The organism is Stenotrophomonas sp. RIT309, assembly GCF_000632045.1.
Classification (GTDB): domain Bacteria; phylum Pseudomonadota; class Gammaproteobacteria; order Xanthomonadales; family Xanthomonadaceae; genus Stenotrophomonas; species Stenotrophomonas indicatrix.
This window is the reverse complement of record NZ_JFYS01000042.1, coordinates 125,717-151,848: the sequence shown is the minus strand read 5'-3', so window position 1 is coordinate 151,848 and position 26,132 is coordinate 125,717. Positions and strand designations below refer to the sequence as shown.

The following is a 26,132-nucleotide window of genomic DNA, read 5'->3' as shown; positions in this document are numbered from 1 at the left end:
GATCCTATTGTTCTGGCGAGAGACCGCTACGGATCAGAACTCAGCGTCGGCCCACCAATGCCACCAGCCGCCCCATCGGCCCGGGTTGTTCGACCAACTCACTTCATAGCTGGATGGCGAGGCGTAGTTCACTACGCAGGGAACACGGGAGATGTTGTCCTCGGCGATGTGTCCATCCTGCTGGGTGGTATCAGCCGAAATGATCATCACGTAGGGGTGCGCACGTTTTGCCACCAGGAAGCGCACGCTCTGGTAGTGGGCAACCCCCGGGTTGTTCAACGAGAATGCCTCGCGTCCTTCGTTGTGCGGCGTATTGGGCGGGACATCCAGGTTGTAGCTCTTCTCGTAGTAGCGCTGGCACAGGGCCAGCTCCACGCCGGGCGGCCGCCAGTCGAAGTTCGTTGCATTGAGCCCAGGTTCGACCTGGAACTGGGTAAAGCCGAAGGATCCATTCTGGCCTGCCAACGCCCCGCCATATCCACCGGCGCATAGATCGAAGACCACGTAAATGTGGTCGTTGCCGTTGGTTCCCAGCTTCTTCCCTTTCGTACTCGGCAACGTCACGGTGAGTGACTGACGCGACGCTCCAGTGCTCAACGTGAGGACGCCCGCCTCGGTGGAAACCTGAGGCGAAGGCGTCCCACCGGTTCCAAAGTCCTGGATGACACGCACACCCACCTTGCGCCCGGCTACGTCGCTGTTCGCCCAGACCGAGATCGTGACGGCGCCGCTGGCGCTTCGCACACCTTCGATTCTCTGGCCCATCCAGGCGCCGCTGTTGGCGACTGCACCGGATACCGTGCACACGAGGATGGCGCGGGTGTCTTCGGGATAGCCCAACTGTCCCTCGTACGGTACACGCTGGATGTCATGACTGCAGCTCAACGCGGAGTTGGAGAAGCGATCAGCAAAGAGCGTTTCTGCACCCAGTGTTCCCGAGCCGCTGCCGACACGTCCAGAAGTGCGACGCTGCCAGAACTGCAGGCCGCCATTGATGAAGAGATTGCGCCCGGGCAACCGCCCACTGATCGCGTGGTCCACCGTCTCTGGAAGCTTTTCCACCGCGGCCAGGGCATCGTAGACCTCTGCGAAGTTCTCGTTGATCTTGGTGAAGGCCGGGCGCTGTGTTTCACCCCGCTTTCCATTCGGTTGAATGGAATCGAGGTCGATGATTCGTCGTGACATTTCTGCTGTTTCCTTGTCTTTTCGGGGATTGCACCAAGCAGCGCATTCCGCAGCGGTGCTCGCGGATCTCAGATTTCCGCGTCCAGGATGATTCCGGTACCCGCGTCGGCGGAGTCTGCGCTCTGCAGGATCCCGGCCTGACCGGCAGCGGCTTCGTTCAAGGACCCGATGATGGTCATCCTCGTCGAAGACACTTCGACCGCGTTGAGCGCCGTCAGGCTCGTCGCCCCCGATCCCGTAAGGAGTCGCCACTGCGGCAGGTTTGAGAATCCGACCGTGGGGATGGTCCGCATCCGCTGGCTGAATGGATAGATCAGGTACACCTTGTTGTCACCACGGATGAGGCCGACACCGGCGTTGAAGCGAACTCCGCCGTCAAAGTAGGAACCCGTGGCATCGGCCTGGTAGTAGCGCCGACAACGCTGCACTTCTTCGTCCAGCGGACGCCACTCGAAAGCCGTGGCCGTAGCGCCGCGCTCCCACTGGAATTCTCCGAAGTAGACCTGGCCATGCTGCGCACCAAGGCCGGCGGTGCGGTTGGCAAACTGCGTGCCCGCAGATACCCACACGCACATCACGGCGGCACCTTCATCAGATAGTGTTTTTCCCGAGATGGAGGGCAGCGTCACTGTCTTGCGGATTCTGTTCAGGCCAGGAGCGAGCTCGAAAATCTCAGGTGCAACGGCGAGTACCGGAGCGCTCCCCGTTGCGCCGAAGGTCTGCGCGAACTCCAGTGCGATCCTGCGCCCCCCCGCACCTGCATTGAATACCAGGAAGGACACCGTGCTTGGGGTATCGGCGAAGGTTCGCACGTCCTCCACACGTTGCTCGAACACGAAGAAATGCTTCTCTGCGTCGGTGTTTCCACTCGAGCTGACGGACAGCGTGTACTTGCTCCGGGGAAAATTGTTGTCCCCCATAGCCGTGGGGTTCCGCCTGAATACCGGATCGGCGATGCCCTGCATCTGAAGGAACCAGCGATCGGCCGTGTACCTTCCCGATGTGTTGAAGCTGGCACCCCGCTGCCAGCAGTCGAAATTGCCATTGATCAGGCGATTTCTTCCCGAGACCGCACGTGCGACCGCCTCGGGTACTGCATCCACCGCCAAGGCCACTTCCTTGAAATTCTGATTGATCTTGGTGAAAGCGGGGCGCTGCGTTTCGCCCCGCTTGCCGTTGGGCTGGATGGTGTCCAGGTCGATCTGCTGAAGATCCATGTCCGCTCCTACGGCTGGTACGTCTGTTCGAACGTCGCAGTGATGCTGAACACCGATCCACCCAGATGGCTGTCGGTATAGGTGTCGCAGCCATACAGACCGGTGCCCAGCGGGCCCCGCCAGAAGAAACTCTGGCCCACATGGCCATCCAGGAACGCAACGATCTCGTTGATCGTGCTGCGATTACCGACGAACTGCAGCTGGTAGCTGCGCAGGCGGGCATTGAGCCCATCCGGCGCGGCTTGTGCGTATCCATCGCCGAAGCGCGCGCGCTTGACGGTGGCAGTGGTGGTGCCAGTGCTCTGGCTGGTTGCTGCCCAGGTAAAGGTGTCGGTCATCGTGCTGCACTCCTGCTGAGGACGCCGCCAGCCTTCATGTCACGCATCTGCAGATCACGGTATTTTCGCTCCACGAACTGGCCGATCTCGTTGCCGAACTGCTGCAGCATGCTTTCGTTGCTGGTGACTTCCTTGCCACCGTTGTTGTCGATGCGGATGTTCACACCCACCCCGCCACCGCCGCCGGCACCGTGTGCCGCCACTCCCAGGCGGCCATCGGGCCCGCGCTGCAGCGGCATGATCGCTTCAGGCCCCGCTTCACCGAACACGCCGGCGCCCTTGGCGAATGCGAACAGCTGTGGGGTGTTGTAGATACCGCCGGAGTAGGCCGACAGACTCGGCGATTGGTAGACACCGCCCTTGGCGTTGGCCTCCACCCCCGTGCCATAACCGAGCATGCCCGTGATCTTTTTGACGCCCCAGACGATTGCCTGCTGGATGGCGATCATCTTGAGGTCGGCGATGATCGACTTGGCCAGTTCCTTGTAATTGGACTTGCCCGTCTTCACGAAGCTCTGCAATGCGGCCTCGGCTCCGGTGAATGCCTTGGAAAATGCATCCTGGGTGGTCTTGGCGGAGTTCTCGGTTTTTTCCATGTACTCGCCGAGCGCGCTGCCGAAACCCTTGCGGAACCCCGAAAACCCCTTGGCGTCCTTGTCATCCTTGCCGCCCTTGGTATCACCTGCCTTGGCATCGCCGGCCTTGGCATCCTTGGGAGCTGCCACGCCTGCTGCAGCTGCCGCCGCGTCCGTCGCAACGTCCTTGGGCGCCAGGTCGACCCCCATCAGGCCGGCGATCTTCCTCGCTCCCCAGACCAGAGTCTGCTGTGCGGCAATCATCTTCAGGTCGGACAGGATGGACTGGGCCAGCTCCTTGTACTTGGACTTGCCGGTGGTCACAAAGCTCCGCAGCGCCTCGTCGGCGCCAGTGAATGCCTTGCCGAAGGCCTTCTTGGCGGCCGTGGCGGCGTTCTCGGTCTTGCCGATATAGTCGCCGAGCGCGCCGCCCAGACCCTTGCGGATGCCCGCCAGGCCCATGTCGTCCTTTCCCGCCTTCTCCTCCGTCTTCGCGGCCTTGCCGGCGTCACCGCCCGCTGCGGCCGTAGCAGACTTCGCCACCGCCTGCATTTGCGTGTTCAAGGCAGTCAGTTGCGTGGACAGGGCGGTGACCAGCGAGGCGCTGGTTGTCAGCACGGCGTTGAATGCCTGCTGCACCGTATTGATCTTTTCCAGCTGCCGCTGGAACTCCTGTGTGGTGCCGGTCATCTCGGTCATGCTGCGCCTTGCTGCCTGCATGGCCGTTTCCAGTGCATTGCTGGCGTCCACGGTGGCCCGTGTGCTGCCAGGCGATGTAGTGCTCATTGAGTGTTCCTCGGGAGAGTCGGCTCCGCATCGGCGGAGTCGGGACCGGGCATCGGCGTTGCCGCGATGGCCGGCTCATTCCTGCTGCATCTGCTCCAGGGCAGCGCGTTCGATGACGCGGATGGCCGCCATCACCTCGTCGTACTGGTCGCCATCGAGCGCTTCGCGCTCCAGCTCCCGGTAGACCACGTTGTAATCCAGCCCGATCGGGCCACCTGCGCCGACGCGCCACTGGGTGGCAACCCGCGAAAAGAGTTCGATGGGAAGCACGCACTCCGGCCACAGCTCAACCCGTGGCGGCGGAAAATGCTTGGCCTTCAATCCAAGCTGCATCAGCTCGGACTCGGTGGGGGCCCGCCAGTACAGGGCCCCCACCGCCTCGATCAGTTTCCCTTGCGTGCGACCTGCAGGGCCTGGGTGTAGCCACCGATGATGGCGCCATCCAGGCCGGCCTGCTGCTGCAGGGCCAGCTCGACGCCGGCAGTGTCCAGCGGCACGTCGGCATCCCAATCCACCACGATGTCCAGGATCGCCTGTGCCACGCTCAACGTGTCATCGCCCAGGCGCTCCAGCAGCTGCGCATAGTCGGCCACCGGCAGGTGCCGGTAGGTCAGGTTGAGCTTCTGCTCGCGACCATGACCGATGATGGTCAGGGTGCTCTTGAAGCTCTCTGGCGCCTTTACCTGGAACATCAGGCGCCCTCGACCAGGATGGAGTCGGCCAGCGCGGTGAACGTCGCGGTGGTGCCCATCGGGGTGTTGGCGGCCATCGTCGGGTCGCCGTTGTAGCTCAGGTAACCGTACCAGTACAGCACGTCGCCACCGACCAGCTTGGCGCGCAGGATCACCGGTTCGCCCTTGGCGTCGACGTTCTTCAGGGCCGAGTACCACGGCTTCTTCGGATCGTAGAACAGCGGCAGGGTGATGGTCTTGGCGTTCTTGAAGGTCGGCATCTGCACCTGGCGACCGGTCGGGTCCTCCAGCAGGGTGCCGCTCCAGTACTGCTGCTCGCCACCTGCGGTGGTCGGGTCGCCCTGCTGGTCCAGGTCGACGAAGGCACCGGCCTTGCGCAGCACGCCGGCACCGCTGGTGGCGGGGAACAGCACGTTGTCGGTGGTATCGATGCCCAGCAGTTCAACGCTGCCGGTGGCTTCGGCACCGGCGCGGGTGGCGCGGTTGTTCAGGGCCGGCCAACCCGGCAGCTCGATGACCACCACATCGCCGGTGTCGACGCTGTTGGCGGCGACGCTGGCCAGTGCCGGCGCAGCCTTGGAGATCGCGCTCGTGGCGATGGCGGTGGAGACGACCGGTGCGAAGCCGAACTGGGTGCCCTTGGGAAGCTTGAGTGCCATGTTGCATTTCCTCATGTGGATTGAAAAAGACGAAGCCCGGCGTGTGCCGGGCTTCAGGTGGTACGTGGAGCAGTGGAACTACGGGTTGGCGTACCACAGCCCGAAATCGAGCCGTGCGCCGTACTTCCTGAGTGCCGGTTCATGCACGGCAATGGCGGCGCCATAGGATTCAGACTTCGGCAGACCCGCGCAGACCTGATCTTCGATGTCACGGATCAGGGTGTTGGCCTGGGCACGGGTGTCTGCCCAGACGGTCAGCTGCACGCGAGCGTGCTTCTGGTCGGGGATGGACCCTTCGTTGAACCACAGCGCCTGCCCACCCACCTGCTGGTAGACCGCGCAGGGATAGGTGACTCGGTCCGGTGGAACATCCGGGTACAGGCGCCCCTGCAGCAATCCGCCAAGCAGTTGCTGCAACTTCGGTTCGTAACTCATCGCAGTGTCCTCGCTCAGGCGGTTGCAGCCAGCTGTTCGGTGAACAGCACGGCGGTGTGTCGCGTGCCAAGGTCGGGCACCACACCGGTAATATCGAACGCGTGGCCGTCGTGCACGATGCGCATTCCGATGCCAATGCCGGCTCGCTGCGCCGGCGCCAGGCGCACCTGGAAGCACTGGCGGCGGATCGCTGCGGACAGCCCGCTGTCCAGCTTCACCCGCTGCACCGTGTCGGCACGTTCAAGAGGAATTGCCGCCCACAGATCGGCAACGCTCACCCACGCATCCAGAGGTTGGCCCCAGGCATCGACGCGCCCATCCTGGCGCTCGATACGGATGCGACGGTTGAAGTGACCGGCGTTCATGGGGTCGCCGCCAGTCGGTAGGGATCGAGCAGTGCGGCGACGCCAAACGGCAGCTCCATCGCGATGGCGGCAGCACCGACCGGTACATCCAAGGCGTGCGTGGAAACCACCACCGCTTCCCGATGCGCATACAGATGGCCCAATAGCAGGCGCACCGCAGCGCGGATGCTGTCGTTGGCCGGCAGGCCCTGCAGCAGCTGCGCGCTGCGTTCGGTGGCCACGGCCAGGCGACGATCAGCGACGTCACGCATGGCCTTGGCCTTGGCCGCGTTGGTCTCGGCATTGGCGGCGGCGACCGCGGCTTCATGCCCGGTCACCGCCGCCGCCATGTCCTGCGGCAACTGGTCCAGCGCCAGATCCAGTGCCGCCTGGTCGGCAAACAGCGCCCGCCGCAGGTAGGCCGACGCCGCGTCGGTCGCCGCGGCCAGCAGGTCGTCCAGAATGGCGTCGTCGTAGTCGCCGTCGATACGGCAGTGCATGCGGCACTGCTCAAGTGTCAGCAGGGGCATCGAATCCTCCTTCGTTGATGGATGTTGGATGCCCCGACCCTGCGCACGCGGCTACGCCGCACGCTGTCATCAAGGACGGTGCGAGAAGGGCAGGGTCGGGGCGGAAACAGAAACGGCCCCACCAGGACTGGCAGGGCCGCAAATACGATGACAAGGCACCGACGGGCGGCGTAAACGCAAAAAGCCCCCGGCGGTCGCCAGAGGCTTGTATGTCATCGTGGTTGAAAAGATACGCCTGAGGTGTGCACCCGTCAATCCGTAAACCGTCACCAGTCTGGTGACTTTTCCGGGCCCTGCGCCGGTGCAGTCACAGAGGCGTGCGGTGGTCTGGATAGAATGGTGCGGCACCGCTTCCGCGGCGCTTTCCCAGCCGGATTTCTGCATGTCTTCCCGTTCCGAACGTTTCCTCGATCCACGTACCGAGCAGGGTGTGCTGCGGCTGTCCATCGCCGCCTCGCTGCTGCTGGCCGCCGCCGCAGTGGTATTCGGCCTGCTGGCCAATTCGTCGCTGATCATCTTCGATGGCATCTACGGCCTGATCGACGTGGTGATGACGTGGCTGTCGCTGCTGGTCGCGCGGCTGATCGCGCTGTCCACCCAGACCGACGCTGTGCAGTCGCGTTTGAACCAGCGCTTCACCATGGGCTTCTGGCATCTGGAACCGATCGTGCTGGGAGTCAGTGGCACGCTGATGATCGGTGCGGCGTTGTACGCACTGGTCAATGCGGTCGATGCGCTGATGTCGGGTGGGCGACAGATCGCGCTTGGCCCCGCAATCATCTTCGCGGCACTGTCGATCGTGGCTGAAAGCGCGCTGGCCTGGTTCGTGCTGCGTGCGAACCAGCGCATCGGTTCGGAGTTCATCGCACTGGATGCGAAGAACTGGGTGATCGCCGCGAGCATGTCGGCCTGCTATCTGCTGGCCTTCCTCGGTGGCGTGCTGGTGCGTGGCACGTCGCTGGCGTGGGTCGGGCCGTACATCGATCCGGCCATCCTCGCCTTCGTCTGCGTGCTGGTGATGATCGCGCCATTGGGCACGGTGCGGCGCGCGCTGGCCGGCATCCTGCTGGTTACGCCGCCGGAACTGCAGGCGCATGTGGATGCGGTGGCGCGGGCGATTGTTGCAAAGCACGGTTTCGTCGAGCACCGCAGTTACGTGGCGCAGGTGGGCCGTGGCGAGCAGATCGAGCTGTTCTTCGTGGTGCGTGAGGACGATGCGCCGCGGCCCCTGCTGGAGTGGGATCACCTGCGTGACGAGATCGGCGATGCGCTGGGCGAATCGTCGCCGGACCGCTGGCTGACCATCATGTTCACCACCGACCGGGAATGGACGATCTAGGCCGGCAGGACGTTCAATCAAATTTTTCGGATTTATTGCAACCAAAGGTGTGCAGAATCCGGGCAGAGTAAGCTCCAACGCACTACCCACCCACTGACCAGGAGCATCCCGATGTCCATCGAAAAGGTTCTGTACACCGCCCAGGCCACCTCCACCGGCGGCCGTGAAGGCCGTTCCGTCTCGTCCGACAACGTGCTGGACATCCAGCTGTCGACCCCGCGCGAGCTGGGCGGCGCTGGTGGCCCGGGCACCAACCCGGAACAGCTGTTTGCTGCCGGCTATTCGGCCTGCTTCCTGGGCGCACTGAAGTTCGTCGCCGGCCAGGCCAAGGTCGCGCTGCCGGCCGACACCACCGTGACCGGCAAGGTCGGCATCGGCCAGATCCCGACCGGTTTCGGCATCGAAGCCGAGCTGACCATCAACGTGCCGGGCGTGCCGCGCGAGCAGGTGGAAGAGCTGGTGCAGAAGGCACACATCGTCTGCCCGTACTCCAACGCGACCCGCGGCAACATCGACGTGACGCTGATCGTTGCCTGATGCGGTGATGCCGGCCAGCGGCCGGCACTACCAAGCGGCTGGGCAAAAAAATGGGCGGATGCCGGTCGAAACCGGGCATCCGCCCATCCCACCTTCGTTGTCCCGCAAGGGGGCATGAGGCTGCCGGCCAGCGGCCGGCATTACCAGGTCACTTTTCGTTCGTAATGAGCTGCACGACGCTGGAGAAATCCAGCTTGCCGCGGCCGGCCTGGTGGTTCATCGAGTACAGGTTGCGGGCCACTTCGCCCAGCGGGATCGAGGCGCCGACGCTCATCGCCGCCTCCACCGCCAAGCCCATGTCCTTCAGCATCAGATCGCTGCCGAAGCCGCCGCTGTAACCGCGCGACGCCGGCGCGTTTTCCAGCACGCCCGGCCACGGGTTGCACACTTCGGTGGCCCAGCTGCGGCCGGTGCTGACCGCCATCATCTGCGACAGCACCTTCGGGTCCAGCCCGTGTGCCACGCCCAGGGCGATGGCTTCGCCGGTGACGGCCATGATCACGCCCAGCGCCATGTTGTTGCACAGCTTGGCGACCTGGCCGGCGCCACTGGCGCCCACATGGAAGATGTTCCTGCCCATCGCCTGCAGCACCGGGCGGGCGCGTTCAAGCGCGTCCTCTTCGCCACCGACGATGAAGGTCAGCGTGCCGGCCTGTGCGCCGGCAGTGCCACCGGACACCGGTGCGTCGATCATCTGCAGGCCACGTGCGGCGGCCGCTTCGGAAACCTTGCGCGCGCTGGCCGGGGCAATCGTGCTGCAGTCGATGACCAGCGCACCGGCGGGAATCGCGGCAAGGATGCCGTCATCACCCAGGTACACGCCTTCAACATGGCGACTGGCCGGCAGCATCGAGATCACCACCTCGGCATCGGCCAGGGTCTCGCGTGCCGATGCCGCTGCGCTGGCACCCGCGTCGACCGCCGCCTGCACCGCGGCAGGCACCAGATCGAACACACGTACGGTGTGGCCGTTCTTGACCAGATTGGCGGCCATCGGGCCACCCATGTTGCCCAACCCAATGAATGCAACGCGGCTCATGCAAGGCTCCTTTCAGCGACAGGGGTACCCAGGTCGGCCAGCGGATGCGCGGCATCGGCCCAGGGAGAAGCGAAGAACGTATCGGCCCATGCGCGGTCGGCATCGGCCAGCGTGGCCGGGTTCCACGAGGGATTGCGGTCCTTGTCGATCAGCAGCGCGCGGATGCCTTCAGCAAAATCACCATGCGCAGCGCAATGCAGGGCGGTGATGTATTCCAGCCGGTACACGCTGGCCAGATCCTGGCCGGCGCTGCGGCGCTGCAGTTCGAAGGCCAACCGTGCCGAACCCGGCGCACCGGCGGCAAGGGTCTTCTGTGCGGCCTGCAGCCACGCGTCATCGGTCTGCAGGGTGCTGATGCGTTCGACGATGGCGGCCAGGTCATGGCCTGCGCACAGCGCATCGACCTGCGTAGCATTGGCCAGCAGCGGGCCGGTAGCCGCATCGCTGGCAAACGACAGCAGCAGCTGTGACAGGCGCTCATGGTTGCGTGCGGCATCGGTCGACCACGCGACCTGCAGCAGCGCGTCGAACACCGCACTGCGGCGTTCCTCGGCCACATGCACGTCGGCCAGGCCGGCATAGATCGCATCGCCCGGGTTGAGCAGCGCACCGGTCAGGGCAAGGAACAGGCCACCGTTGCCCGGCACGCGCGGCAGCAGCCAGCTGCCACCCACGTCAGGGAACAGGCCCACGGTGATTTCCGGGAAGGCCAGCTTGGAACGCTCGCTGACAACGCGATGGCTGGCGCCGGACATCAGGCCGATGCCCCCGCCCATCACGATGCCGTGACCCCAGCACAGGATCGGCTTGGCGTAGGTATGGATCAGGTAGTCGACGCGGTACTCGACGTCGAAGAACTCGGCGGCGTAGTCGTTCCCGCGGATATCGTTCTGGCCGGCGTCGCGGTAGGCACGCATGCTCTGGTACAGGCTGTGCAGGTCACCGCCGGCGCAGAACGCCTTCTCACCGGCGCCCTGCAGCACCACCATGGCGATGGCATCGTCGTCGGCCCAGGCATTCAACTGCTGCAACAACAGGTGCGCCATCGGCAGCGAGAAACCATTGAGCGTGCGCGGTGCGTTCAGCGTGGCGATGCCGATGCGCGTGCCGTTGCCGGCCACGCGCTCTTCGAACAGCACCGGTGCTTGTTCGGCAACGGTTTCGGTGGTCATGCGTTCTTCCACTGCGCGGCGCGCTTTTCAAGAAAGGCACTCACGCCCTCGACCTGGTCGGCAGTGTCGAACAGATCGACGAAAGCCTCGCGCTCGGCCACCAGCGCCGACGCATGGGTGCCGGTGCGGGTGGACTGCACCAACGTCTTGCAGGCGGCAATGCTGGTCGGGCTCTGCTTGCCGGCCTTCTTCGCCCATTCCAGTGCCAGCGCCTTGGCTTCGCCCTTGCCGACCTTTTCTTCGGCAAGACCAATCCGCACGGCGGTTTCCGCGTTGATGCGCTCGCCGAGCAGGATCATGCGCTTGGCCCAACCCTCGCCGACCAGGCGCGGCAGGTTCTGGGTGCCACCGGCGCACGGCAGCAGGCCGACGGTGGCCTCCGGCAGCGCAACCTGGGCATGGTCTTCGATGATGCGCAGGTCGCAGGCCAGCGCGCACTCCAGGCCGCCGCCCATGGCGTAGCCGTTGATCGCAGCGATCGACACCCCACGGAACCCGGACAGCGCCTCGAAGGCTTCGCCGAAACGGCGTGCCGCTTCGCGGGCAGCGGCCTTGTCGCCGGAAGCGAACTGGTTGAGGTCGGCCCCCGCGGAGAAGAACTTCTCGCCATCACCGGTGATCACCAGCGCGTAGATGTCGCGGTCTGCATTGAGCGCGCCCACCAGGTCGCGCAGCGCCGACAGGCTGTGCACGGTCCAGGTATGCGCCGGCGGGTTGTTCAGGGTGACCACGGCGGTGTGGCCATCGGCCTCGACCTTCAGGCCAACGTGCTCCTGGGTACGCCAATCCTTCATCGCAGTTCCTCTTCGGTATTGAGCAGGTGACGGGCAACGATCACCCGCATGATCTCGTTGGTGCCTTCCAGGATCTGGTGCACGCGGCTGTCGCGCAGCAGGCGTTCGATCGGATATTCACGGATGTAGCCGTAGCCCCCGTGGATCTGCAGGGCTTCGTTGCAGATGGTGAAGCCGGCATCGGTGGCGAAACGCTTGGCCATCGCGCACCACACGTTGGCATCGCTGGCACCGGCATCGAGCTTGCGCGCAGCGGTATGCACCATCTGCCGCGCGGCAACCAGCTCGATGGCCATGTCGGCCAGCTTGAACTGCAGCGCCTGGAATTCGGACAACGCCTTGCCGAACTGGCGGCGCTCGCCCATGTAGCGGCGTGCGGCATCCAGCGCACCCTGCGCAGCACCCAGCGAGCACGCGGCGATGTTGATGCGGCCACCATCGAGCCCCTTCATCGCCAGCTTGAAGCCGCCGCCTTCCTCTCCCAGAAGGTGGCTGACCGGTACGCGGACGTTTTCGAAGGTGATGCCGCGGGTGGGCTGGCTGTTCCAGCCCATCTTCTCTTCCTTGCGGCCATAGCTGATGCCCGGCAGGTCGGCCGGCACCGCGATCGCGCTGACCCCGCCTGCACCGGCACCGCCGGTACGTGCCATCACCACCAGCAGCTCGGTGGCACCGGCGCCGGAGATGAAGGCCTTGGAGCCATTCAACACGTAGAAATCGCCATCGCGCACGGCGGCGGTCTTCAGCGAGGCCGCGTCCGAACCGGCGCCCGGCTCGGTCAAGCAGTACGAGGCCAGTTTGCTGCCAGAAGACAGGTCATTGCCCCACGCGTCGCGCAGCGCCGGCTGGCCCCACTTGGACACCATCCACGAGGCCATGTTGTGGATGCTGATATAGGCCGCGGTCGACGGGTCGACGTTGGCGAGCTCCTCGATGACGACGGCGGCGTCCAGTCGGCTCAGGCCGCTGCCGCCCACTTCCGGGTCCATGTACAGACCGCAGAAGCCCAGTTCACCGGCCTTGGCGATCGCCTCGCGCGGAAAGATGCCCTCCGCATCCCATCGCGCGGCGTGCGGCGCCAGTTCGGCCTGTGCGAAGTCACGCGCCGCTTCGCGGTACGCCTGCTGCGCTTCTTCCTGTTCCGTCGTCATCGAGTGGCTCATGGCTGCTCCCTGCGGTTACTTCAGGCTGATCGTGGTGTTGACGCCATGGCTCAGCGTCTCGTCGTCGAACCAGCGCGCGGTGACGGTCTTGGTCTGCGTGTAGAACAGCACCACCTGCTTGCCGTACGGACCCAGGTCGCCCAGCTTGGAAGCGCGCGAACCGGTGAACGAGAACAGCGGCACCGGCACCGGGATCGGCACGTTGATGCCGACCTGGCCGACGTCGATGTCTTCCTGGAACCGGCGTGCTGCGGCGCCGGACTGGGTGAACAGCGCGGTGCCGTTGCCGTTCGGGTTGCTGTTGACCATGGCGATGGCCTCATCCAGCGTTTCCGCTTCGAGGATGACCAGCACCGGCCCGAAGATTTCTTCCTGGTAGATGCGCATGTCGGTGGTGACACCGGCAAAGATGGTCGGGCCAACGAAATTGCCCTTCTCGAAACCATCGACCTGCGGCTTGCGGCCATCGAGCACCAGCTTGGCGCCCTGCTCCACGCCCGACGCGATCAGGCCTTCAACGCGATCACGGGCGCTGCAGGAAATGACCGGGCCGACGTCGGTGCCGGCGACCGTGCCACCGCTGACCTTCAGGGTCTTGGCCTTTTCGACCAGGTCCTGCACCCAACCGCGCGCTTCACCGACCAGCACCAGGGTGGAGGCGGCCATGCAGCGCTGGCCCGCCGCACCGAAGGCCGCGCCGACCATCGCATTGAGGGTCTGCTCCTTGTTGGCGTCCGGCAGCACCACGGCGTGGTTCTTGGCGCCCATCATGCACTGCACGCGCTTGCCGGCCAGCGAGGCGCGGTTGTACACGTGGGTACCGACGCGGGTGGAACCGACGAACGACACCGCCTTGATGTCCGGGTGGTCGCAGATGGCGTTGACCACTTCCTCGCCACCGTGGACCACGTTCAGCACGCCCTTGGGAATGCCCGCTTCCAGCGCCAGTTCGACCAGGCGCATGGTGACCATCGGGTCCTGCTCGGACGGCTTGAGGATGAAGGTGTTGCCGGTGGCAATGGCCATCGGGAACATCCACAGCGGAATCATCGCCGGGAAGTTGAACGGGGTGATGCCTGCGCACACGCCCAGCGGCTGCATGATCGAGTAGGTGTCCACGCCGTTGGCCACGTTGTTGGCCAGTTCGCCCAGCTGCAGGTTGCCGATGGCGGCCGCGTGCTCGACCACTTCCAGGCCGCGGAACACATCGCCTTCGGCGTCCGGCAGGGTCTTGCCCTGTTCGGCGGTGAGGATGTGCGCCAGCTCGCTCATGTTTTCGCGGATCAGCTGCTGGTACTTCAGGAAGATGCGCGCGCGGGTACCGATCGGGGTCTTGCGCCAGGTCTTGAAGGCTTCCTTGGCGGCAGCCACGGCGGCATCGACTTCACCCGTGGTGGCGAACGGCACCTGGGCCAGCACGTCCTGGGTGGCCGGGTTGATCACGTCCTGCCAGTGGGAGGTGGCCGATTCAACGAACTGGCCATCGATCAGCATGCGGATACGGGGCGCTGCAACAGTCATGACGACAATCCACGGGGTGCGAAAGATACTTGGCATTATTCACAGGCCACACCTCGATTTCCGGCCTGAATCCGCTTAATCTGGCCAATGCCCGCCACGATTCCTGTTAATCCTGTGAATTATTCAGCCCCCCAGCGCCAGCTCGGCCTGCGTCTTCTGCGCCTGCGCGAGCAGCGCGGCTACAGCCAGGCCGAGCTTGCCCGCGCCCTGGGGCTGTCGGCCAGCTACCTGAACCAGATCGAGCGCAACAAGCGTCCGCTGACGCCCGCGGTGCAGAAGAAGCTGGGCGAGGTGTTGGGCGATGTTTCCACCCTGTTCGACGACGATGAGCCCGCCGCGCTGCAGGAGTCGCTGGGCGAGACGCTGCGCGATCTGGGCCTGGCCGACGTCAGCGCCACCGAACTGCGCGCGCTGGCCGGCAACCTGCCGCAGGTCAGCCGCGCCCTGCTGGACCTGCATCGCCGCCACCTGGCGCTGCGCGAGCATGCCGCCGCGCTGGAGTTCCAGTTGGGCGAGCCGGGCGCGGGCAGCACGTTGCCGGCCGGCGACCAGGTGCGCGAGTTCTTCAACCGCATGCACAACCACATCCCCGAGCTGGACGAACTGGCCGAGCAGTTGTTCGCCGAATGGGGGCTGGCGCCGGGACACGTGGCGCCACGGCTGCGCCAGCTGCTGGCCGACCGCCACGGGGTGCTGGTGGAAGTGGCTGCACTGCAGGCCGGGCGCGAGAAGCGCCAGTACGATGCCGGCAGCCGTACGCTGTGGCTGCCCGACTATCTGGAGCCGGGCCAGCAGGCGTTCCAGATGGCGGTCGAGCTGGCGCTGCGCGGCTACCTGCCGCAGATCGATGCGGTGATCGCGCGCACCGGCTTCACCGACGAGGCCCGCATCGCACAGGCGCGTATCGGCCTGTCCAACTATTTCGCCGGTGCGCTGGTGATGCCGTACATGCGCTTCCTGCGCGCGGCCGAGGCCAGCGGTTATGACATCGAGCTGCTGGCGCATCAGTTCGGTGTGGGATTCGAGGCGGTCTGCCATCGATTGAGTACGCTGGCACGCCGCAGTGCGCCGGGGTTGCCGTTCTTCTTCATCCGCGTGGACCGCGCCGGCAACGTGTCCAAGCGCCACTCGGCCACCGATTTCCACTTCTCGCAGGTGGGCGGTTCCTGCCCTTTGTGGATTGTCTATGAGGCGTTCAACCAGCCCGGACGCATCCTCACCCAGACCGCGCGCATGCCCGATGGCCGCCGCCATTTCTGGCTGGCACGGCAGGTCAGCAGCGGCCCGGTGGGACACGGCCAGCCACGCAAGACCTTCGCGGTGGCACTGGGGTGTGACCTGCAGCATGCGGATCGGCTGGTGTATTCGCTGGGGCTGGACGTGCAGAGCCCGGGCAATTCGGTGTCGATCGGGCCGGGCTGCCGGGTGTGCCCGCGCGAGGACTGCATGCAGCGCGCGTTTACCCAGTTGCCGGGGCGGTAGGGGGCGGTCCGGCAGGGCTGCGCCCTGCACCTGCTTCAATCCAAGGCAACAGCAAAAGCAACAGCGGGCATTCCGTGGGATGGCGGGGTGGCATGGCCTGCTTTTGGTGGGTGTCGACCTTGGTCGACACGGTAGATCCACGCCATGCGTGGATGCTCTTCGACGAATTGTCGAAATATTCGATTTCGATGGGGATTCATCCACGCATGGCGTGGATCTACTAAACCTTCCGCGCGTAGGCTGCATCCCATTGCATTGCCTGCCCTGGAGATGCCCCATGTGCCTGTTGCGTTCTTGCCTGACCTTGCTGCTCGCTGCTGTCGCTGCGCCGGCATGGGCGACCTTTTCCATTGCCGCCTGCAACGAAGCCGGTGACTGCGGGGTGGCTGTCGCCACGCACAATCTCGCCGTCGGCGGTGTCGGCGTGCCGTGGGCGCAGGCGAAGGTCGGCGCGGTCGCCAGCCAGTTCGAAACCAACCCGACCTACGGCTCGAAGGGGCTGGCGCTGCTGGCCGAAGGTCGCACCCCGGCGCAGGTGCTCAAGCAGTTGCTGGACGAGGATGGCGACTTCGATGGCACCACCATCGCCGAGCGCCAGGTCGGGCTGGTCAGTGCGCGAGGCGGCAACGCGCAGTACACCGGCGTGACCGCGCAGCGGGCCGATTGGGCCGGTGCCGTTGGCGAGGGCAAGGTGAGCGTGCAAGGCAACGGACTGGCCGGGCCGGACGTGCTGGCGGCGATGCAACGCGCGTTTACGACCACCCACGGTGCGCTTGCCGCGCGCCTGTTGGCAGCGCTGGAAGCGGGACAAGCGGCGGGTGGACAACGCAGCGGGCAATGGTCGGCGGCATTGCTGGTGCGCACGCCTGGCGGCGACTGGCAGGACACCGACCTGCGCGTGGATGCCGATCCGCGTGCCGTGGCGCGCCTGCGCGAGCTGTACGACATGCGGCTTTCGAATGAAGCGATCATCCGCGCCGAACAGCAGTGGGAAAAGGGCGACGTGGCCGGCGCACGTGCGTCGCTGGCCACCTCGCTGGCGCTGGCGCATGGCTGGGACCGGACGTGGGCACGCGCGGCGCGGCTGGCGATGTCGCAGGGTGAAACCGCATTGGCCCGCGAATACCTGGCGGGATTGCGCGCGCTCAACCCGGGATGGGTGAAGCAGGAATTGGCCTTGCCGTTGTATGCGCCATTGCGCGGCGATGCAGTGGTCGAGGCGTGGCGATAGCCAACGGTAGCGCCGGGCCATGCCCGGCGAGCGCAGCGGCGCACCGCGATCAATAGATCGGCGTCACCTTCATCTGTGGCAACGGCCGTGGCGAGCCGTCGGTGAGGTCGGGGCCAAGGTCATCCCAGCTGCGGCCCTGTTCCACCATCAGCCCCCACAGCTGCTGCGACGCCAGCCGCTTGTCTTCCGAACCCAGCTTGTACGACGGCGGTGGCGGTGTGCCGGTGGCCACCATCGCATAGGCCGCGCGATAGGCCAGCACCTGCTGCGCCGGATCATCGGTGCGCGATATCTCCAGCGTGTAGCGCTGGTAAGCCGAGGCCAGGTTGCGCCAACGGATCCAGTAATGGTTCTCGAACGAGAACGAACAGAAGCGTGCACCGGCCAGGCTGCCCTTGTCGGCGATGCGGGTCAGCACCTCCTGTGGCATGTCCAGGTTCATGCCACCCTCGTCGCCCTGCAGGCTCACATGCACGATGCGGTCGCGATACCCCGGCGCACGTGCCTGCAGCAGGTCGCGCCAGTTTTGCATGGTGGCCACCACCGCGAACAGGAAGCGGCCCAGCTCACCGGCCGCCAGCGGCGTGGCGATGGACTGGTAGTGCCGTTGCCATCCATGCCGGTTCTCGGTAGGCAGGAACACCGCGCGTTCCAGCGCCTGGCGGCTGTCGCTCTCGCGCACCACCGGCTCGGGGCGTTGCGGATAGACCAGGTTGATGGCGAAGGTCGGCCAGCGCGGCAGTGCGGCATCGAACAGGTGGATCGGGAAGTTGCTGCTGATGCCGCCATCGGAGAACCAGCACACCCGGAACGCGGTGATCACCGGACCACAGGCCTGGCCCGCGCTGGTCAGCCCTTCCATGCTGTCGGCCACGTTGTGCCCGGCCTCTCCTGCAGCCGTCGACGTCGGCTCGCAGCGACGTTCGCGACGCGAAGGCTCATGCAGTGGCACCGCGCTGATCAGCAGCGGGAAGCTGAGGCTCATGCGCGTGGCCACCAGTACCGGCAGCGACGCGCCCTGCGGCAGGTGGTAGTAGTTGCGGCCTTCAACCTCGCGCGGTGGGCCGGCACGGTCGACCATCCACTGCACCACACTGGCCGGGAACAGCTGCTCGAACTCCTCGCGCAGGAACCAGAACTGCGCCCCACCCAACGGCAGCGTGCGCGGCTCGTTGTGCGATACGCAGGTGGTGATCATCTGCAGGGAGATCGCATGCGGGCTGTCCGGTTCGCCTGAATAGCGCGGCGCGTCGTGCAGATCGGCGAAGGTCAGCGGTGCATCCATCGGCTTGCCCGCCAGCTGCTGCAGGCTTTCATGCAGCCATTCGGTCAGCGCCGGCTTGCCTGCATCCCGGCTAAGCCCGCTGCACAGGCCCAGCAGGTTGCGCCGCGCCACCCGGGCCACCCTTAGCGCAGCGGCGGCCACGCCTGCGCCGTAGGCACACAGCAGCGACGGCAGCAGGGTCGCCGCCACGCCGCTCCAGCCACCGCCCCACCAGCCCAGGCCGAGCAGCAGTGCCAACGACACCAGCACTTCCAGCGGCGCGATCTGGAACACCGCGATGGCCAGGCACAGCAGCTTGCGTGGCCAGCCGGCGTTGCCGGTCAGCACCACCAGCAGCCGATACGCAGCGCGCGCGCCGGCGGCGGGCTGGAACAGGCTGTAGATGAATCCACGCCGCGACAGCTGGGCCGACACCGCCGACAGGCCGCCATAGCCTGCGTCGCCAGGCAGCTGTTCGCCCCGTTGCTGGTGGCGGTCGCCGTATGCCGCAGCGGCGGCCACGGCAGCGGCGATCGCACCGGCCGAAGTGCCGCCGATGCTCTTGAAACGGTATTCGCGAGCCAATGCGAGCACCGCGTTGGGATACACGATGCCGCTGGTGATGCCGCCTTTCATGACCAGATCGCAGTACTTCGCCGCCACGAGCCACCTCCCGTCTGTCGGTGCCCAGTATGGCAAGAGGCACTCTCACAGCCTGAGAAACGCGCCACAGCCCTGCGTTTTCATCGGCCCTTGACCATTGCCGCCAACGCGTCCACCGTGGGCACGCCGAAGGTATCCCTGCCGTGGCTTCGATGGCGGCAGGGATTTAAACGGGAATCCGGTGAAGGCGCCTTGCGCGCCCATTCCGGAGCTGCCCCGCAGCGGTGAATGGAAACGAATCCTGCCAACAGCACTGGGCTCGCGCCTGGGAAGCGGCAGGTAGTAGGTGGGCCAGCCGGCCCGTGTCCATCAGCCCGAATACCGGCCCCGGCCGGGGGACGCGACCGTCCCCTGACTCGACCTGGAATCTCCGCGGGGAGGTTGCCGGGGCCGTCGTCGTCCTGCGCGTGCAGGCGATGTGGCCGCGCGCGTCCTGTTCACGGTTTCCGTCCAGACCTGCTGCCCACGCCCAGATGCACCCCACGATGACCGAGCTCCAACGCCCCACCCTGACCCTTCCCGACAACGGCCAGCGCCTGTTGCTGCACTCGTGCTGTGCGCCATGCTCGGGCGAAGTGATGGAGGCGATCACCGCCTCCGGGATCGACTACGCGATCTTCTTCTACAACCCCAACATCCATCCGGTGAAGGAATACGAGCTGCGCAAGCAGGAGAACATCCGCTTCGCCGAACAGCACGGCATCCCCTTCATCGACTGCGACTACGACACCGACAACTGGTTCAGCCGTGCGCGTGGCATGGAGAACGAACCCGAGCGTGGCATCCGCTGCACCATGTGCTTCGACATGCGCTTCGAGCGCACCGCGCTTTACGCGCACGAGCACGGCTACGACACCATCAGCTCCTCGCTGGGCATCTCGCGCTGGAAGAACATGGCGCAGATCAACGACTGTGGTGTGCGCGCCGCCTCGCGCTACGAGGGCCTGCAGTACTGGGACTACAACTGGCGCAAGGGCGGCGGTGCCAGCCGCATGATCGAGATCAGCAAGCGCGAGCAGTTCTACCAGCAGGAGTACTGTGGCTGCGTCTACTCGCTGCGCGATGCCAACCGCCATCGTCGCGAGAACGGCCGCGAGCGCATCAGGATCGGCCTGCTGTATTACGGGCAGGACAACGACACCGCCAGCGGCGATTGACGTGCGCGCGAGGGGCGGCCACGCTGGCCGCCCATCTTCCGTTGTGCTGGACCTGCCATGACCGCCCTGCCCGCTGATGTCGCCCTGCTGGTGATCGACCTGCAGCCGGACTTCATGCCCGGTGGCGCCCTCGCCTGCGAACAGGGCGATGCGCTGGTGGCACCGATCAACGCGCTGCTGGCCGAGCGCCGCTACCGCACCGTGGTGGCCACCCAGGACTGGCACCCGGCCAACCACGCCTCGTTCGCCAGCCAGCACCCGGGCCATCTGCCTTTTGAAGCCATCCTGCTGCATGCACAGCCGCAAACCCTGTGGCCGGACCACTGCGTGCAGGGCAGCACCGGCGCCGCCCTGCACCCCGGCGTGGACTGGACCGTGGCCGACCTGATCCTGCGCAAGGGCAGCCGCCAGCAGGTGGATTCCTACAGTGCCTTCCGCGAGAACCACGGCCCGGACGGCACGCGCCCGGCCACCGGGCTGGCCGGCTGGCTGCACGAACGCGGCATCCGCGAGGTGCACGTGTGCGGGCTGGCCCGCGACTACTGCGTGCTGTGGAGCGCGCAGGACGCGGTGAAGTCGGGTTTCCGGGTGAAATTCCTGTGGGAGCTGACCCGGCCGGTGACCGAGGCCAATGACGGCATGGTGCGCGAGGCCCTGGCGAAGGCGAGGATCGCGATCCTGTAGGCAGCGTGTCGCCTCTGCCGCTTGTGCGCCTGATTCGCCCCCTGCAGAATCAAGACCATCCAGCCCTCCAAGTACGCCCCCCAACAGATCGCGGGACGGCCGAACCGAGGGCTTTTTCATTGGACGAAGCCAGGAGGGCAACGGTATGCCGACGGCAGTTCTCATTGATGGCGGCTATTTCATCAAACGCTTTCGCCGCATCGAGCCCCACAACGCCTACAACGCTCAACGCGCCGCCGAGGTCGCTCACCGATGGGCCATCGCCCATCTGAAGCATGCAAGTGGCGAGCAACGCGATCTCTATCGCATCTTCTTCTACGATTGCCCGCCGCTGCGCAAGAAGATGCACAACCCGATTTCGGGGCTGTGCATCGACTACTCGCGATCCGACGAAGCATTGTTCAGATCCAGCCTGCACGAGGCGCTGAAGCAGAAGCGGAAGGTCGCCCTGCGTCTTGGCCACCTCACCGACTTCAGTTCGTGGACGACCGGATCGCGAACCTTCGACGACCTGCTCAAGGGCAAGCGGACCTTCGGCGATCTTCAAGCCGATGAGCTGCAGCCCGATGTGCGACAGAAAGGCGTGGACATGCGCATCGGCATCGACATTTCCTCACTCGCCCTCAAGCGCCAGTCCGCCAGATCATCCTGATGGCCGGCGATGCCGACTTCGTGCCCGCCGCGAAGCTCGCCCGGCGTGAAGGGGTCGATTTTGTATTGGATCCGATGTGGTCATCCATTCCCAAAGGGCTGATGGAACATATCGATGGCGTGCGTTCCACCTGTCCCAGGCCAGTCCAGCAGCAGCAGCGGGCGCATCGTGGGCAATTGCCGGGCTCCATCCCGGGCACTGCCCGCGTTACCTGAACACCACCGTGCGGTGCCCGTTGAGCAGGATGCGGTGCTCCACATGCCGGCGTACCGCCCGCGCCAACACCTGCGATTCGGTATCGCTGCCCAGCCGTACCAGCTCGCGCGGGGTCATCGCGTGGTCCACGCGGGCCACGTCCTGTTCGATGATCGGGCCTTCGTCCAGGTCTTCGGTGACGTAGTGCGCGGTGGCGCCGATGATCTTGACCCCGCGCGCGTGCGCCTGGTGGTACGGCTGCGCGCCCTTGAAGCTGGGCAGGAAGCTGTGGTGGATGTTGATCGCCCTGCCCGCCAGCGCACGGCACAGCGTGGGCGAGAGAATCTGCATGTAGCGCGCCAGCACCACCAGGTCGATGCGCTCGCGCTCGACCAGATCGATGATCTGCTGTTCCTGCGCCGCGCGCGTGTCGGCGTTCACCGGCAGGTGGTGGAACGGCACCTGGTAGGACGCTGCCAGTGCTGCGAAGTCGGCATGGTTGGAGGCCACCGCAGCGATGTCCACCTTCAACTGGCCGCTGTGGGCACGGAACAGCAGGTCGTTCAGGCAATGGCCCTGCTTGCTGACCAGCACCAGCAGGCGAGGCCGGCGGCGGCCATCATGCAGCTGCCAGTCCATGCCGAAGTCTGCGGCCAGTGCGGCCATCGCCGCGTGCACGGTGTCCAGCGGCAGGCCCGCATCGCGGTCGAAGTGCACGCGCAGGAAGAAGCGACCGCTCTCCTCGTCGCCGAACTGCTGGGCGTCGAGGATGTTGCAGGCGTGGTCGAACAACAGGCCCGACACGCGGTAGACGATGCCGGTACGGTCGGGACAGGAGAGAGTGAGGATGGAATCGGGGCGCATCGCCGGAGTGTAGGGCAGCGCCGCTGCGCGGTGAACGATGGTCACCGATGCAACCGACTGCTTGGGACAGACCCAAGCGATACTTGGCCTTCCGCATGGCAAGCTGGTCGGTCATGAACCTGTTGCAGCTCATCCGCAGCTTCACCCGCACCGCAGAGACCGGCAGCATTGCCGCTGCGGCGCGCACCCTTGGCATCAGCGCCACCGCCGTGGGCCAGAACATCAACCGGCTGGAGGCCCACCTGGGCGTGCGGCTGCTGAATCGCAGTACGCGCCAGCTGGCGCTGAGCGAGGCCGGCACGGTGTATCTGGCGCAGGTGCGGCATATCGAAGCCGACCTGGCGCGCGCGCAGGCGATGGTGACCGCCGGCGACGTGGAGCCGGCCGGGCCCCTGCGCATTGCCAGCAGCAGCGCGTTCGGCCGGCACGTGCTGGCACCGCTGCTGCCCTCATTGCAGCAGCGCTACCCGCAGCTGCAGCTGGAGCTGCGCCTGACCGATCGCGCCGTGCAGCACGGTGCCGAGGCGGTGGATGCCAGTATCCGCATCGGCGCGCAGCTGGAGGACGGGCTAGTGGCACGCCCTCTGGCACGCATCCCGTTCGTGTTCTGCGCCTCGCCGGCGTACCTGCAGGCGCACGGCACGCCGTTGCAACCGGCGCAGCTGGCCGCCCATCGCGGCCTGCTGCATCGCTTTCCCACCGATGGCCGGCCACTGCGCTGGGGCCTGCTGAAGGACGGCGAGCGGGTGGATGCCGCGCTGCCGCCGAGCATGGTCTGCGATGACATCGACGCGCTGGCCGAGCTGGCCGCCGCCGGTGCCGGCATCACCCGGCTGGCGGCGTTCGTGGCCGAGCCCTACCTGCGCGATGGTCGCCTGCAGTGCGTGTTCGGTTACGGCACCGACTGGCAGCCGGAACCGATGGACGTCTACTTCTGCGTGAGCGACCGCCGCGATTTCACCGCCAAGATCCGCGCGCTGTTCGAGCACCTGCAGGCCGGCCTGCCGCCGGCCTGGCAGGTGTAGTGCTCAGCGCGGGCTGAACACGCCGCGTGCGTCGCGCGGTTCGCAGCGCAGGTACTGCGGTGCCGGCACCACGCTGTCGCCCAGTGCAGCAGCGGCATGCCAAGGCCAGCGCGGGTCGTACAGGATGCCGCGGGCCAGCGCGATGGCATCGGCCTGGTTGTGGCGCAGGATCGATTCGGCCTGCTCCGGCTCGGTGATCATGCCCACCGCGATCACCGGCATGCGCACCTTCTTGGCCTTGATCGCCGCCGCGAACGGCACCTGGTAGCCCGGGCCGACACTGATCTTCTGGCGCTCGTGCAGGCCGCCGCTGGACACATGCAGGAAATTGCAGCCGCGCGCGTCCAGCACCTGTGCCAGCGCCTCGCTCTGCACGATGTCCCACCCCCCCTCGACCCAGTCGCTGGCGGAGATGCGCACGCCTACGGCGACCTTGTCCGACACTGCGGCACGCACCGCGTCGAACACTTCCACCAGCATCCGCAGGCGGTTCGGCAGCGAGCCGCCGTAGCCATCGGTGCGGCGGTTGCTCAGCGGCGACAGGAACTGATGCAGCAGATAACCGTGCGCGGCGTGGATCTCGATCAGCTCGAAGCCCAGGCGCTCGGCGCGCACCGCACTGGCGGCGAAAGCGGCAACGACTTCGGCGATACCGGCCTCGTCCAGTTCCTGCGGTGCCGGATCGGCGGCATGGAACGGCAGCGGCGAGGGGGCCACGGTCGCCCAGCCCCGGGCATCATCGGCCGGCAGCTGGCCACCGCCGTCCCAGGGACGATTCACCGACGCCTTGCGGCCCGCATGGCCCAGCTGCACGCCCAGCGGCATCGGCGACCAGCGGCGCACGCTGGCCAGCACCTGCGCCAGGGCCGCTTCGGTGCCGTCATCCCACAGGCCCAGATCGGCCCAGCTGATGCGGCCGCGCGCTTCGACCGCGGTGGCCTCCAGGATCAGCAGGCCCGCGCCGGACTGCGCCAGGTTGCCCAGATGCATGACGTGCCAGTCGCTGGCGCGGCCGTCTTCGGCGGAGTACTGGCACATCGGCGCGACGACGATGCGGTTGGACAGGGTCAGGGGGCCGAAGGAGATCGGCGAAAACAGCTGGCTCACGGCAGTGGGGGGTGTACCAAAGGGGGTGCGTATTGCACCGCTGTGCGGCCGATAGATCAACCGTGTGGGTGGATCGCTGTTTCGTGGGGGCGCGTTGTGGGTAACGCCGGGCCACGCCCGGCGAGCGCACAGCGCGGCAGCCCGTTTCCGCCGGGCATGGCCCGGCGCTACCCGATGACGAACCCGGCCAGCGCCTCGGCGCAGTCGCGCTCGTCCTTGAACTGCAGCAGGTCGTCGGCACGGGTGCGGCCACGGTTCAGCGCGGCCACCGGCAGACCCGCCTTGGCCGCGGCCTGCACGAAGCGGAAGCCGGAATAGACCATCAGCGAGGAACCCACCACCAGTACTGCATCCGCCTGCTGCAGGTGCTCATGCACCGCAGCCACGCGTTCACGCGGCACGTTTTCGCCGAAGAACACTACGTCCGGCTTCAGCAGGCCACCGCAGTGCGGGCAGTCGGGCACCGCAAATGCGGAGAAGTCGGTTTCCAGATCGGCGTCACCGTCGGGCGCGATACCGGCCTGCAGCAGTTCCCAGCCGGGGTTGGCCTGCAGCAGCCGCTGCTGGAACGCCTCACGCTCGCTGCGGCGTTCGCAGCCCATGCAGCGCACCAGGTCCAGGCGGCCATGCAGGTCGATCACGTTCTGGCTGCCCGCGCGCTGGTGCAGGCCATCCACGTTCTGGGTCAGCAGCACCTGCAGCTTGCCGCTGTCCTCCAGTGCGGCCAGCGCATGGTGGGTGCCGTTGGGCCGGGCCTGGCCGAAGCGCGGCCAGCCCAGCAGGCTGCGCGCCCAGTAGCGCTGGCGGGTGGCGGCCTCGCCCATGAAGGCCTGGTAGGTCACCGGCGGCGTGCGCTTCCACTGGCCATCGGTATCGCGGTAATCGGGGATGCCCGAGGCGGTGCTGCAGCCGGCGCCGGTCAGCACGAACAGGCGCTGGGCGCGGTCGATGAAGTCGGTGAGCGGCGGGGTCATGGCAGCCAGATGGGGGCGCACCGGCGCCCCCGCAAGCATCGGCTCAGGCCGCCGGCGCGCCGGGCAGCTGCGGCACGGTCACCGGGTGGCCATCGTCGCCCAGGGCGATCATCACGAAGTGGCCACGGGTGCACAGCTTGCGCTCGCCGCTGTGCAGGTCCTCGGCGATCAGCTCCACCTCGACCTTCATCGAGCTGCGGCCGACCTCGACGATGCGGCCGATCGTTTCCACCATCTGGCCGATGCGGATCGGCAGCTTGAAATCGACCTGGTCGCTGCGCGCGGTCACCACGGTGCGGCGCGAATAGCGGGCGGCGGCGAGGAAGGCGGCCTTGTCCATCCATGCCAGTGCCTGGCCACCGAACAGGGTGCCCATGTGGTTGGTGTGGTTGGGAAAGACGATTTCGGCCATGCGCACTTCGGTCGGCGGCACGGTCTCGGGGATGGGGGTCATGGGGGCGGTTCGGGTGTGGGGTGAGACGGATTTTAAGGCAGGTGGTGTGCAGGC

The 26,132-nt window shown here is 66.2% G+C and carries 29 protein-coding genes and 1 riboswitch; of the genes, 9 read left to right on the top strand and 20 right to left on the bottom strand.

The window, feature by feature from the left end; genetic code table 11:
* Nucleotides 1–33: 33 nt before the first annotated feature.
* The 10 genes from BW38_RS21285 to BW38_RS02160 form a co-directional block, all read right to left on the bottom strand.
* A complete protein-coding gene (locus BW38_RS21285) occupies nt 34–1,185 on the bottom strand; it encodes a hypothetical protein (protein ID WP_051585143.1) in 1,152 nt (383 codons plus the stop codon).
* Nucleotides 1,186–1,253: 68 nt separating this feature from the next.
* Complete coding sequence (locus BW38_RS02120) at nt 1,254–2,402, bottom strand: hypothetical protein (protein WP_032978197.1); 1,149 nt, start codon at nt 2,400–2,402, stop codon at nt 1,254–1,256.
* Nucleotides 2,403–2,410: 8 nt separating this feature from the next.
* A complete protein-coding gene (locus BW38_RS02125) occupies nt 2,411–2,740 on the bottom strand; it encodes a phage tail protein (RefSeq protein WP_025875719.1) in 330 nt (109 codons plus the stop codon).
* On the bottom strand, nt 2,737–4,014 hold the full coding sequence (locus BW38_RS02130; protein WP_235190000.1) for a phage tail tape measure C-terminal domain-containing protein: 1,278 nt from the start codon (nt 4,012–4,014) through the stop codon (nt 2,737–2,739). Before BW38_RS02130 ends, BW38_RS02125 begins: the two co-directional genes overlap by 4 nt.
* A 162-nt stretch (nt 4,015–4,176) precedes the next feature.
* A complete protein-coding gene (locus BW38_RS02135; RefSeq protein WP_032978329.1) occupies nt 4,177–4,434 on the bottom strand; it encodes a DUF1799 domain-containing protein in 258 nt (85 codons plus the stop codon).
* Between the two features lie 50 nt (nt 4,435–4,484).
* Nucleotides 4,485–4,793 carry a phage tail assembly chaperone gene (locus tag BW38_RS02140; RefSeq protein WP_032978191.1) on the bottom strand — a complete coding sequence of 103 codons (309 nt, stop codon included), beginning with the start codon at nt 4,791–4,793 and terminating at the stop codon, nt 4,485–4,487.
* Nucleotides 4,793–5,452, bottom strand: coding sequence for a phage tail protein (locus BW38_RS02145; protein WP_025875728.1), 660 nt, complete (start codon nt 5,450–5,452; stop codon nt 4,793–4,795). The genes BW38_RS02140 and BW38_RS02145 overlap by 1 nt, the downstream gene beginning before the upstream one ends.
* Nucleotides 5,453–5,530: 78 nt before the next feature.
* On the bottom strand, nt 5,531–5,887 hold the full coding sequence (locus BW38_RS02150) for a DUF3168 domain-containing protein (RefSeq protein WP_032978188.1): 357 nt from the start codon (nt 5,885–5,887) through the stop codon (nt 5,531–5,533).
* A gap of 14 nt (nt 5,888–5,901) precedes the next feature.
* The gene (locus BW38_RS02155; RefSeq protein WP_032978185.1) at nt 5,902–6,252 is read right to left on the bottom strand and encodes a head-tail adaptor protein; all 351 of its coding nucleotides are present in this window, start codon (nt 6,250–6,252) and stop codon (nt 5,902–5,904) included.
* Nucleotides 6,249–6,761 (bottom strand): head-tail connector protein, encoded by a 513-nt coding sequence (locus BW38_RS02160; protein WP_032978182.1) that lies wholly within the window; start codon nt 6,759–6,761, stop codon nt 6,249–6,251. The genes BW38_RS02155 and BW38_RS02160 overlap by 4 nt, the downstream gene beginning before the upstream one ends.
* A gap of 382 nt (nt 6,762–7,143) precedes the next feature.
* On the opposite strand from BW38_RS02160, the gene BW38_RS02165 reads away from it, so the two are divergent.
* Together BW38_RS02165 and BW38_RS02170 are read left to right on the top strand one after the other, a co-directional pair.
* On the top strand, nt 7,144–8,100 hold the full coding sequence (locus BW38_RS02165) for a cation transporter (RefSeq protein ID WP_032978180.1): 957 nt from the start codon (nt 7,144–7,146) through the stop codon (nt 8,098–8,100).
* Between the two features lie 111 nt (nt 8,101–8,211).
* Nucleotides 8,212–8,637 (top strand): organic hydroperoxide resistance protein, encoded by a 426-nt coding sequence (locus BW38_RS02170; RefSeq protein WP_004153735.1) that lies wholly within the window; start codon nt 8,212–8,214, stop codon nt 8,635–8,637.
* 148 nt (nt 8,638–8,785) lie between these two features.
* Here BW38_RS02170 and mmsB read toward each other — a convergent pair whose 3' ends face one another.
* From mmsB to BW38_RS02195, 5 genes are read right to left on the bottom strand one after another with little or no spacing between them, the layout of a single operon-like run.
* On the bottom strand, nt 8,786–9,676 hold the full coding sequence (mmsB, locus tag BW38_RS02175) for a 3-hydroxyisobutyrate dehydrogenase (RefSeq protein ID WP_032978178.1): 891 nt from the start codon (nt 9,674–9,676) through the stop codon (nt 8,786–8,788).
* On the bottom strand, nt 9,673–10,848 hold the full coding sequence (locus tag BW38_RS02180) for an enoyl-CoA hydratase/isomerase family protein (RefSeq protein WP_032978176.1): 1,176 nt from the start codon (nt 10,846–10,848) through the stop codon (nt 9,673–9,675). Before BW38_RS02180 ends, mmsB begins: the two co-directional genes overlap by 4 nt.
* Complete coding sequence (locus BW38_RS02185; RefSeq protein ID WP_032978174.1) at nt 10,845–11,642, bottom strand: enoyl-CoA hydratase; 798 nt, start codon at nt 11,640–11,642, stop codon at nt 10,845–10,847. The genes BW38_RS02180 and BW38_RS02185 overlap by 4 nt, the downstream gene beginning before the upstream one ends.
* The gene (locus tag BW38_RS02190) at nt 11,639–12,805 is read right to left on the bottom strand and encodes an acyl-CoA dehydrogenase family protein (RefSeq protein WP_032978173.1); all 1,167 of its coding nucleotides are present in this window, start codon (nt 12,803–12,805) and stop codon (nt 11,639–11,641) included. The genes BW38_RS02185 and BW38_RS02190 overlap by 4 nt, the downstream gene beginning before the upstream one ends.
* Nucleotides 12,806–12,820: 15 nt before the next feature.
* The gene (locus BW38_RS02195) at nt 12,821–14,326 is read right to left on the bottom strand and encodes a CoA-acylating methylmalonate-semialdehyde dehydrogenase (protein WP_025875748.1); all 1,506 of its coding nucleotides are present in this window, start codon (nt 14,324–14,326) and stop codon (nt 12,821–12,823) included.
* An 87-nt stretch (nt 14,327–14,413) separates the two neighbouring features.
* Between BW38_RS02195 and BW38_RS02200 the strand changes: the two genes are divergently transcribed.
* On the top strand, nt 14,414–15,808 hold the full coding sequence (locus BW38_RS02200; RefSeq protein ID WP_189487054.1) for a short-chain fatty acyl-CoA regulator family protein: 1,395 nt from the start codon (nt 14,414–14,416) through the stop codon (nt 15,806–15,808).
* Nucleotides 15,809–16,085: 277 nt separating this feature from the next.
* Nucleotides 16,086–17,039 (top strand): DUF1028 domain-containing protein, encoded by a 954-nt coding sequence (locus BW38_RS02205; RefSeq protein ID WP_032978171.1) that lies wholly within the window; start codon nt 16,086–16,088, stop codon nt 17,037–17,039.
* A gap of 49 nt (nt 17,040–17,088) precedes the next feature.
* Here the strand turns inward: BW38_RS02205 and BW38_RS02210 are convergent, their stop codons facing one another.
* The gene (locus tag BW38_RS02210; RefSeq protein ID WP_051585155.1) at nt 17,089–18,939 is read right to left on the bottom strand and encodes a patatin-like phospholipase family protein; all 1,851 of its coding nucleotides are present in this window, start codon (nt 18,937–18,939) and stop codon (nt 17,089–17,091) included.
* A gap of 154 nt (nt 18,940–19,093) precedes the next feature.
* A riboswitch (cobalamin riboswitch) is annotated at nt 19,094–19,311 on the top strand.
* A gap of 140 nt (nt 19,312–19,451) precedes the next feature.
* Between BW38_RS02210 and BW38_RS02215 the strand changes: the two genes are divergently transcribed.
* From BW38_RS02215 to BW38_RS22135, 4 genes are all read left to right on the top strand, one after another.
* Complete coding sequence (locus BW38_RS02215) at nt 19,452–20,123, top strand: epoxyqueuosine reductase QueH (RefSeq protein ID WP_025875757.1); 672 nt, start codon at nt 19,452–19,454, stop codon at nt 20,121–20,123.
* 57 nt (nt 20,124–20,180) lie between these two features.
* Nucleotides 20,181–20,807 carry a bifunctional nicotinamidase/pyrazinamidase gene (gene pncA, locus BW38_RS02220; protein ID WP_032978166.1) on the top strand — a complete coding sequence of 209 codons (627 nt, stop codon included), beginning with the start codon at nt 20,181–20,183 and terminating at the stop codon, nt 20,805–20,807.
* Nucleotides 20,808–20,952: 145 nt separating this feature from the next.
* On the top strand, nt 20,953–21,459 hold the full coding sequence (locus tag BW38_RS21125) for an NYN domain-containing protein (protein WP_235189999.1): 507 nt from the start codon (nt 20,953–20,955) through the stop codon (nt 21,457–21,459).
* A complete protein-coding gene (locus BW38_RS22135) occupies nt 21,459–21,674 on the top strand; it encodes a hypothetical protein (protein WP_235189998.1) in 216 nt (71 codons plus the stop codon). Before BW38_RS21125 ends, BW38_RS22135 begins: the two co-directional genes overlap by 1 nt.
* Here BW38_RS22135 and purU read toward each other — a convergent pair.
* A complete protein-coding gene (gene purU / locus BW38_RS02225) occupies nt 21,667–22,518 on the bottom strand; it encodes a formyltetrahydrofolate deformylase (protein ID WP_032978326.1) in 852 nt (283 codons plus the stop codon). The genes BW38_RS22135 and purU overlap by 8 nt on opposite strands.
* 113 nt (nt 22,519–22,631) lie before the next feature.
* Here purU and BW38_RS02230 point away from each other — a divergent pair, with 113 nt between their 5' ends.
* Nucleotides 22,632–23,543, top strand: a complete 912-nt coding sequence (locus BW38_RS02230) for a LysR family transcriptional regulator (protein WP_032978161.1) — start codon at nt 22,632–22,634, stop codon at nt 23,541–23,543.
* Between the two features lie 3 nt (nt 23,544–23,546).
* Here BW38_RS02230 and BW38_RS02235 read toward each other — a convergent pair whose 3' ends face one another.
* The 3 genes from BW38_RS02235 to BW38_RS02245 all read right to left on the bottom strand — a co-directional run bounded on the left by BW38_RS02235 (nt 23,547) and on the right by BW38_RS02245 (nt 26,078).
* Nucleotides 23,547–24,650, bottom strand: a complete 1,104-nt coding sequence (locus BW38_RS02235; RefSeq protein ID WP_032978159.1) for an NADH:flavin oxidoreductase/NADH oxidase — start codon at nt 24,648–24,650, stop codon at nt 23,547–23,549.
* A gap of 167 nt (nt 24,651–24,817) precedes the next feature.
* Nucleotides 24,818–25,624 (bottom strand): NAD-dependent protein deacetylase, encoded by an 807-nt coding sequence (locus tag BW38_RS02240; RefSeq protein ID WP_032978324.1) that lies wholly within the window; start codon nt 25,622–25,624, stop codon nt 24,818–24,820.
* Nucleotides 25,625–25,667: 43 nt separating this feature from the next.
* A complete protein-coding gene (locus BW38_RS02245) occupies nt 25,668–26,078 on the bottom strand; it encodes an acyl-CoA thioesterase (protein ID WP_025875773.1) in 411 nt (136 codons plus the stop codon).
* Nucleotides 26,079–26,132: the final 54 nt, after the last annotated feature.

Excerpts from the sequence above, each read along its gene's own strand:
- BW38_RS02130 (WP_235190000.1), bottom strand. The coding sequence starts at position 4,014 with ATGACCGAGATGACCGGCACCACACAGGAGTTCCAGCGGCAGCTGGAA.
- BW38_RS02160 (WP_032978182.1), bottom strand. The coding sequence starts at position 6,761 with ATGCCCCTGCTGACACTTGAGCAGTGCCGCATGCACTGCCGTATCGAC.
- BW38_RS02170 (WP_004153735.1), top strand. The coding sequence starts at position 8,212 with ATGTCCATCGAAAAGGTTCTGTACACCGCCCAGGCCACCTCCACCGGC.
- mmsB (WP_032978178.1), bottom strand. The coding sequence starts at position 9,676 with ATGAGCCGCGTTGCATTCATTGGGTTGGGCAACATGGGTGGCCCGATG.
- BW38_RS02240 (WP_032978324.1), bottom strand. The coding sequence starts at position 25,624 with ATGACCCCGCCGCTCACCGACTTCATCGACCGCGCCCAGCGCCTGTTC.
- BW38_RS02210 (WP_051585155.1), bottom strand. The coding sequence starts at position 18,939 with ATGAAAGGCGGCATCACCAGCGGCATCGTGTATCCCAACGCGGTGCTC.
- BW38_RS02135 (WP_032978329.1), bottom strand. The coding sequence starts at position 4,434 with ATGCAGCTTGGATTGAAGGCCAAGCATTTTCCGCCGCCACGGGTTGAG.
- BW38_RS02165 (WP_032978180.1), top strand. The coding sequence starts at position 7,144 with ATGTCTTCCCGTTCCGAACGTTTCCTCGATCCACGTACCGAGCAGGGT.
- BW38_RS02200 (WP_189487054.1), top strand. The coding sequence starts at position 14,414 with ATGCCCGCCACGATTCCTGTTAATCCTGTGAATTATTCAGCCCCCCAG.
- BW38_RS21285 (WP_051585143.1), bottom strand. The coding sequence starts at position 1,185 with ATGTCACGACGAATCATCGACCTCGATTCCATTCAACCGAATGGAAAG.
- BW38_RS02230 (WP_032978161.1), top strand. The coding sequence starts at position 22,632 with ATGAACCTGTTGCAGCTCATCCGCAGCTTCACCCGCACCGCAGAGACC.
- purU (WP_032978326.1), bottom strand. The coding sequence starts at position 22,518 with ATGCGCCCCGATTCCATCCTCACTCTCTCCTGTCCCGACCGTACCGGC.
- BW38_RS02145 (WP_025875728.1), bottom strand. The coding sequence starts at position 5,452 with ATGGCACTCAAGCTTCCCAAGGGCACCCAGTTCGGCTTCGCACCGGTC.
- pncA (WP_032978166.1), top strand. The coding sequence starts at position 20,181 with ATGACCGCCCTGCCCGCTGATGTCGCCCTGCTGGTGATCGACCTGCAG.
- BW38_RS02155 (WP_032978185.1), bottom strand. The coding sequence starts at position 6,252 with ATGAACGCCGGTCACTTCAACCGTCGCATCCGTATCGAGCGCCAGGAT.
- BW38_RS02190 (WP_032978173.1), bottom strand. The coding sequence starts at position 12,805 with ATGAGCCACTCGATGACGACGGAACAGGAAGAAGCGCAGCAGGCGTAC.
- BW38_RS02245 (WP_025875773.1), bottom strand. The coding sequence starts at position 26,078 with ATGACCCCCATCCCCGAGACCGTGCCGCCGACCGAAGTGCGCATGGCC.
- BW38_RS02185 (WP_032978174.1), bottom strand. The coding sequence starts at position 11,642 with ATGAAGGATTGGCGTACCCAGGAGCACGTTGGCCTGAAGGTCGAGGCC.
- BW38_RS22135 (WP_235189998.1), top strand. The coding sequence starts at position 21,459 with ATGGCCGGCGATGCCGACTTCGTGCCCGCCGCGAAGCTCGCCCGGCGT.
- BW38_RS02125 (WP_025875719.1), bottom strand. The coding sequence starts at position 2,740 with ATGACCGACACCTTTACCTGGGCAGCAACCAGCCAGAGCACTGGCACC.
- BW38_RS02140 (WP_032978191.1), bottom strand. The coding sequence starts at position 4,793 with ATGTTCCAGGTAAAGGCGCCAGAGAGCTTCAAGAGCACCCTGACCATC.
- BW38_RS21125 (WP_235189999.1), top strand. The coding sequence starts at position 20,953 with ATGCCGACGGCAGTTCTCATTGATGGCGGCTATTTCATCAAACGCTTT.
- BW38_RS02150 (WP_032978188.1), bottom strand. The coding sequence starts at position 5,887 with ATGAGTTACGAACCGAAGTTGCAGCAACTGCTTGGCGGATTGCTGCAG.
- BW38_RS02205 (WP_032978171.1), top strand. The coding sequence starts at position 16,086 with ATGTGCCTGTTGCGTTCTTGCCTGACCTTGCTGCTCGCTGCTGTCGCT.
- BW38_RS02180 (WP_032978176.1), bottom strand. The coding sequence starts at position 10,848 with ATGACCACCGAAACCGTTGCCGAACAAGCACCGGTGCTGTTCGAAGAG.
- BW38_RS02195 (WP_025875748.1), bottom strand. The coding sequence starts at position 14,326 with ATGACTGTTGCAGCGCCCCGTATCCGCATGCTGATCGATGGCCAGTTC.
- BW38_RS02120 (WP_032978197.1), bottom strand. The coding sequence starts at position 2,402 with ATGGATCTTCAGCAGATCGACCTGGACACCATCCAGCCCAACGGCAAG.
- BW38_RS02215 (WP_025875757.1), top strand. The coding sequence starts at position 19,452 with ATGACCGAGCTCCAACGCCCCACCCTGACCCTTCCCGACAACGGCCAG.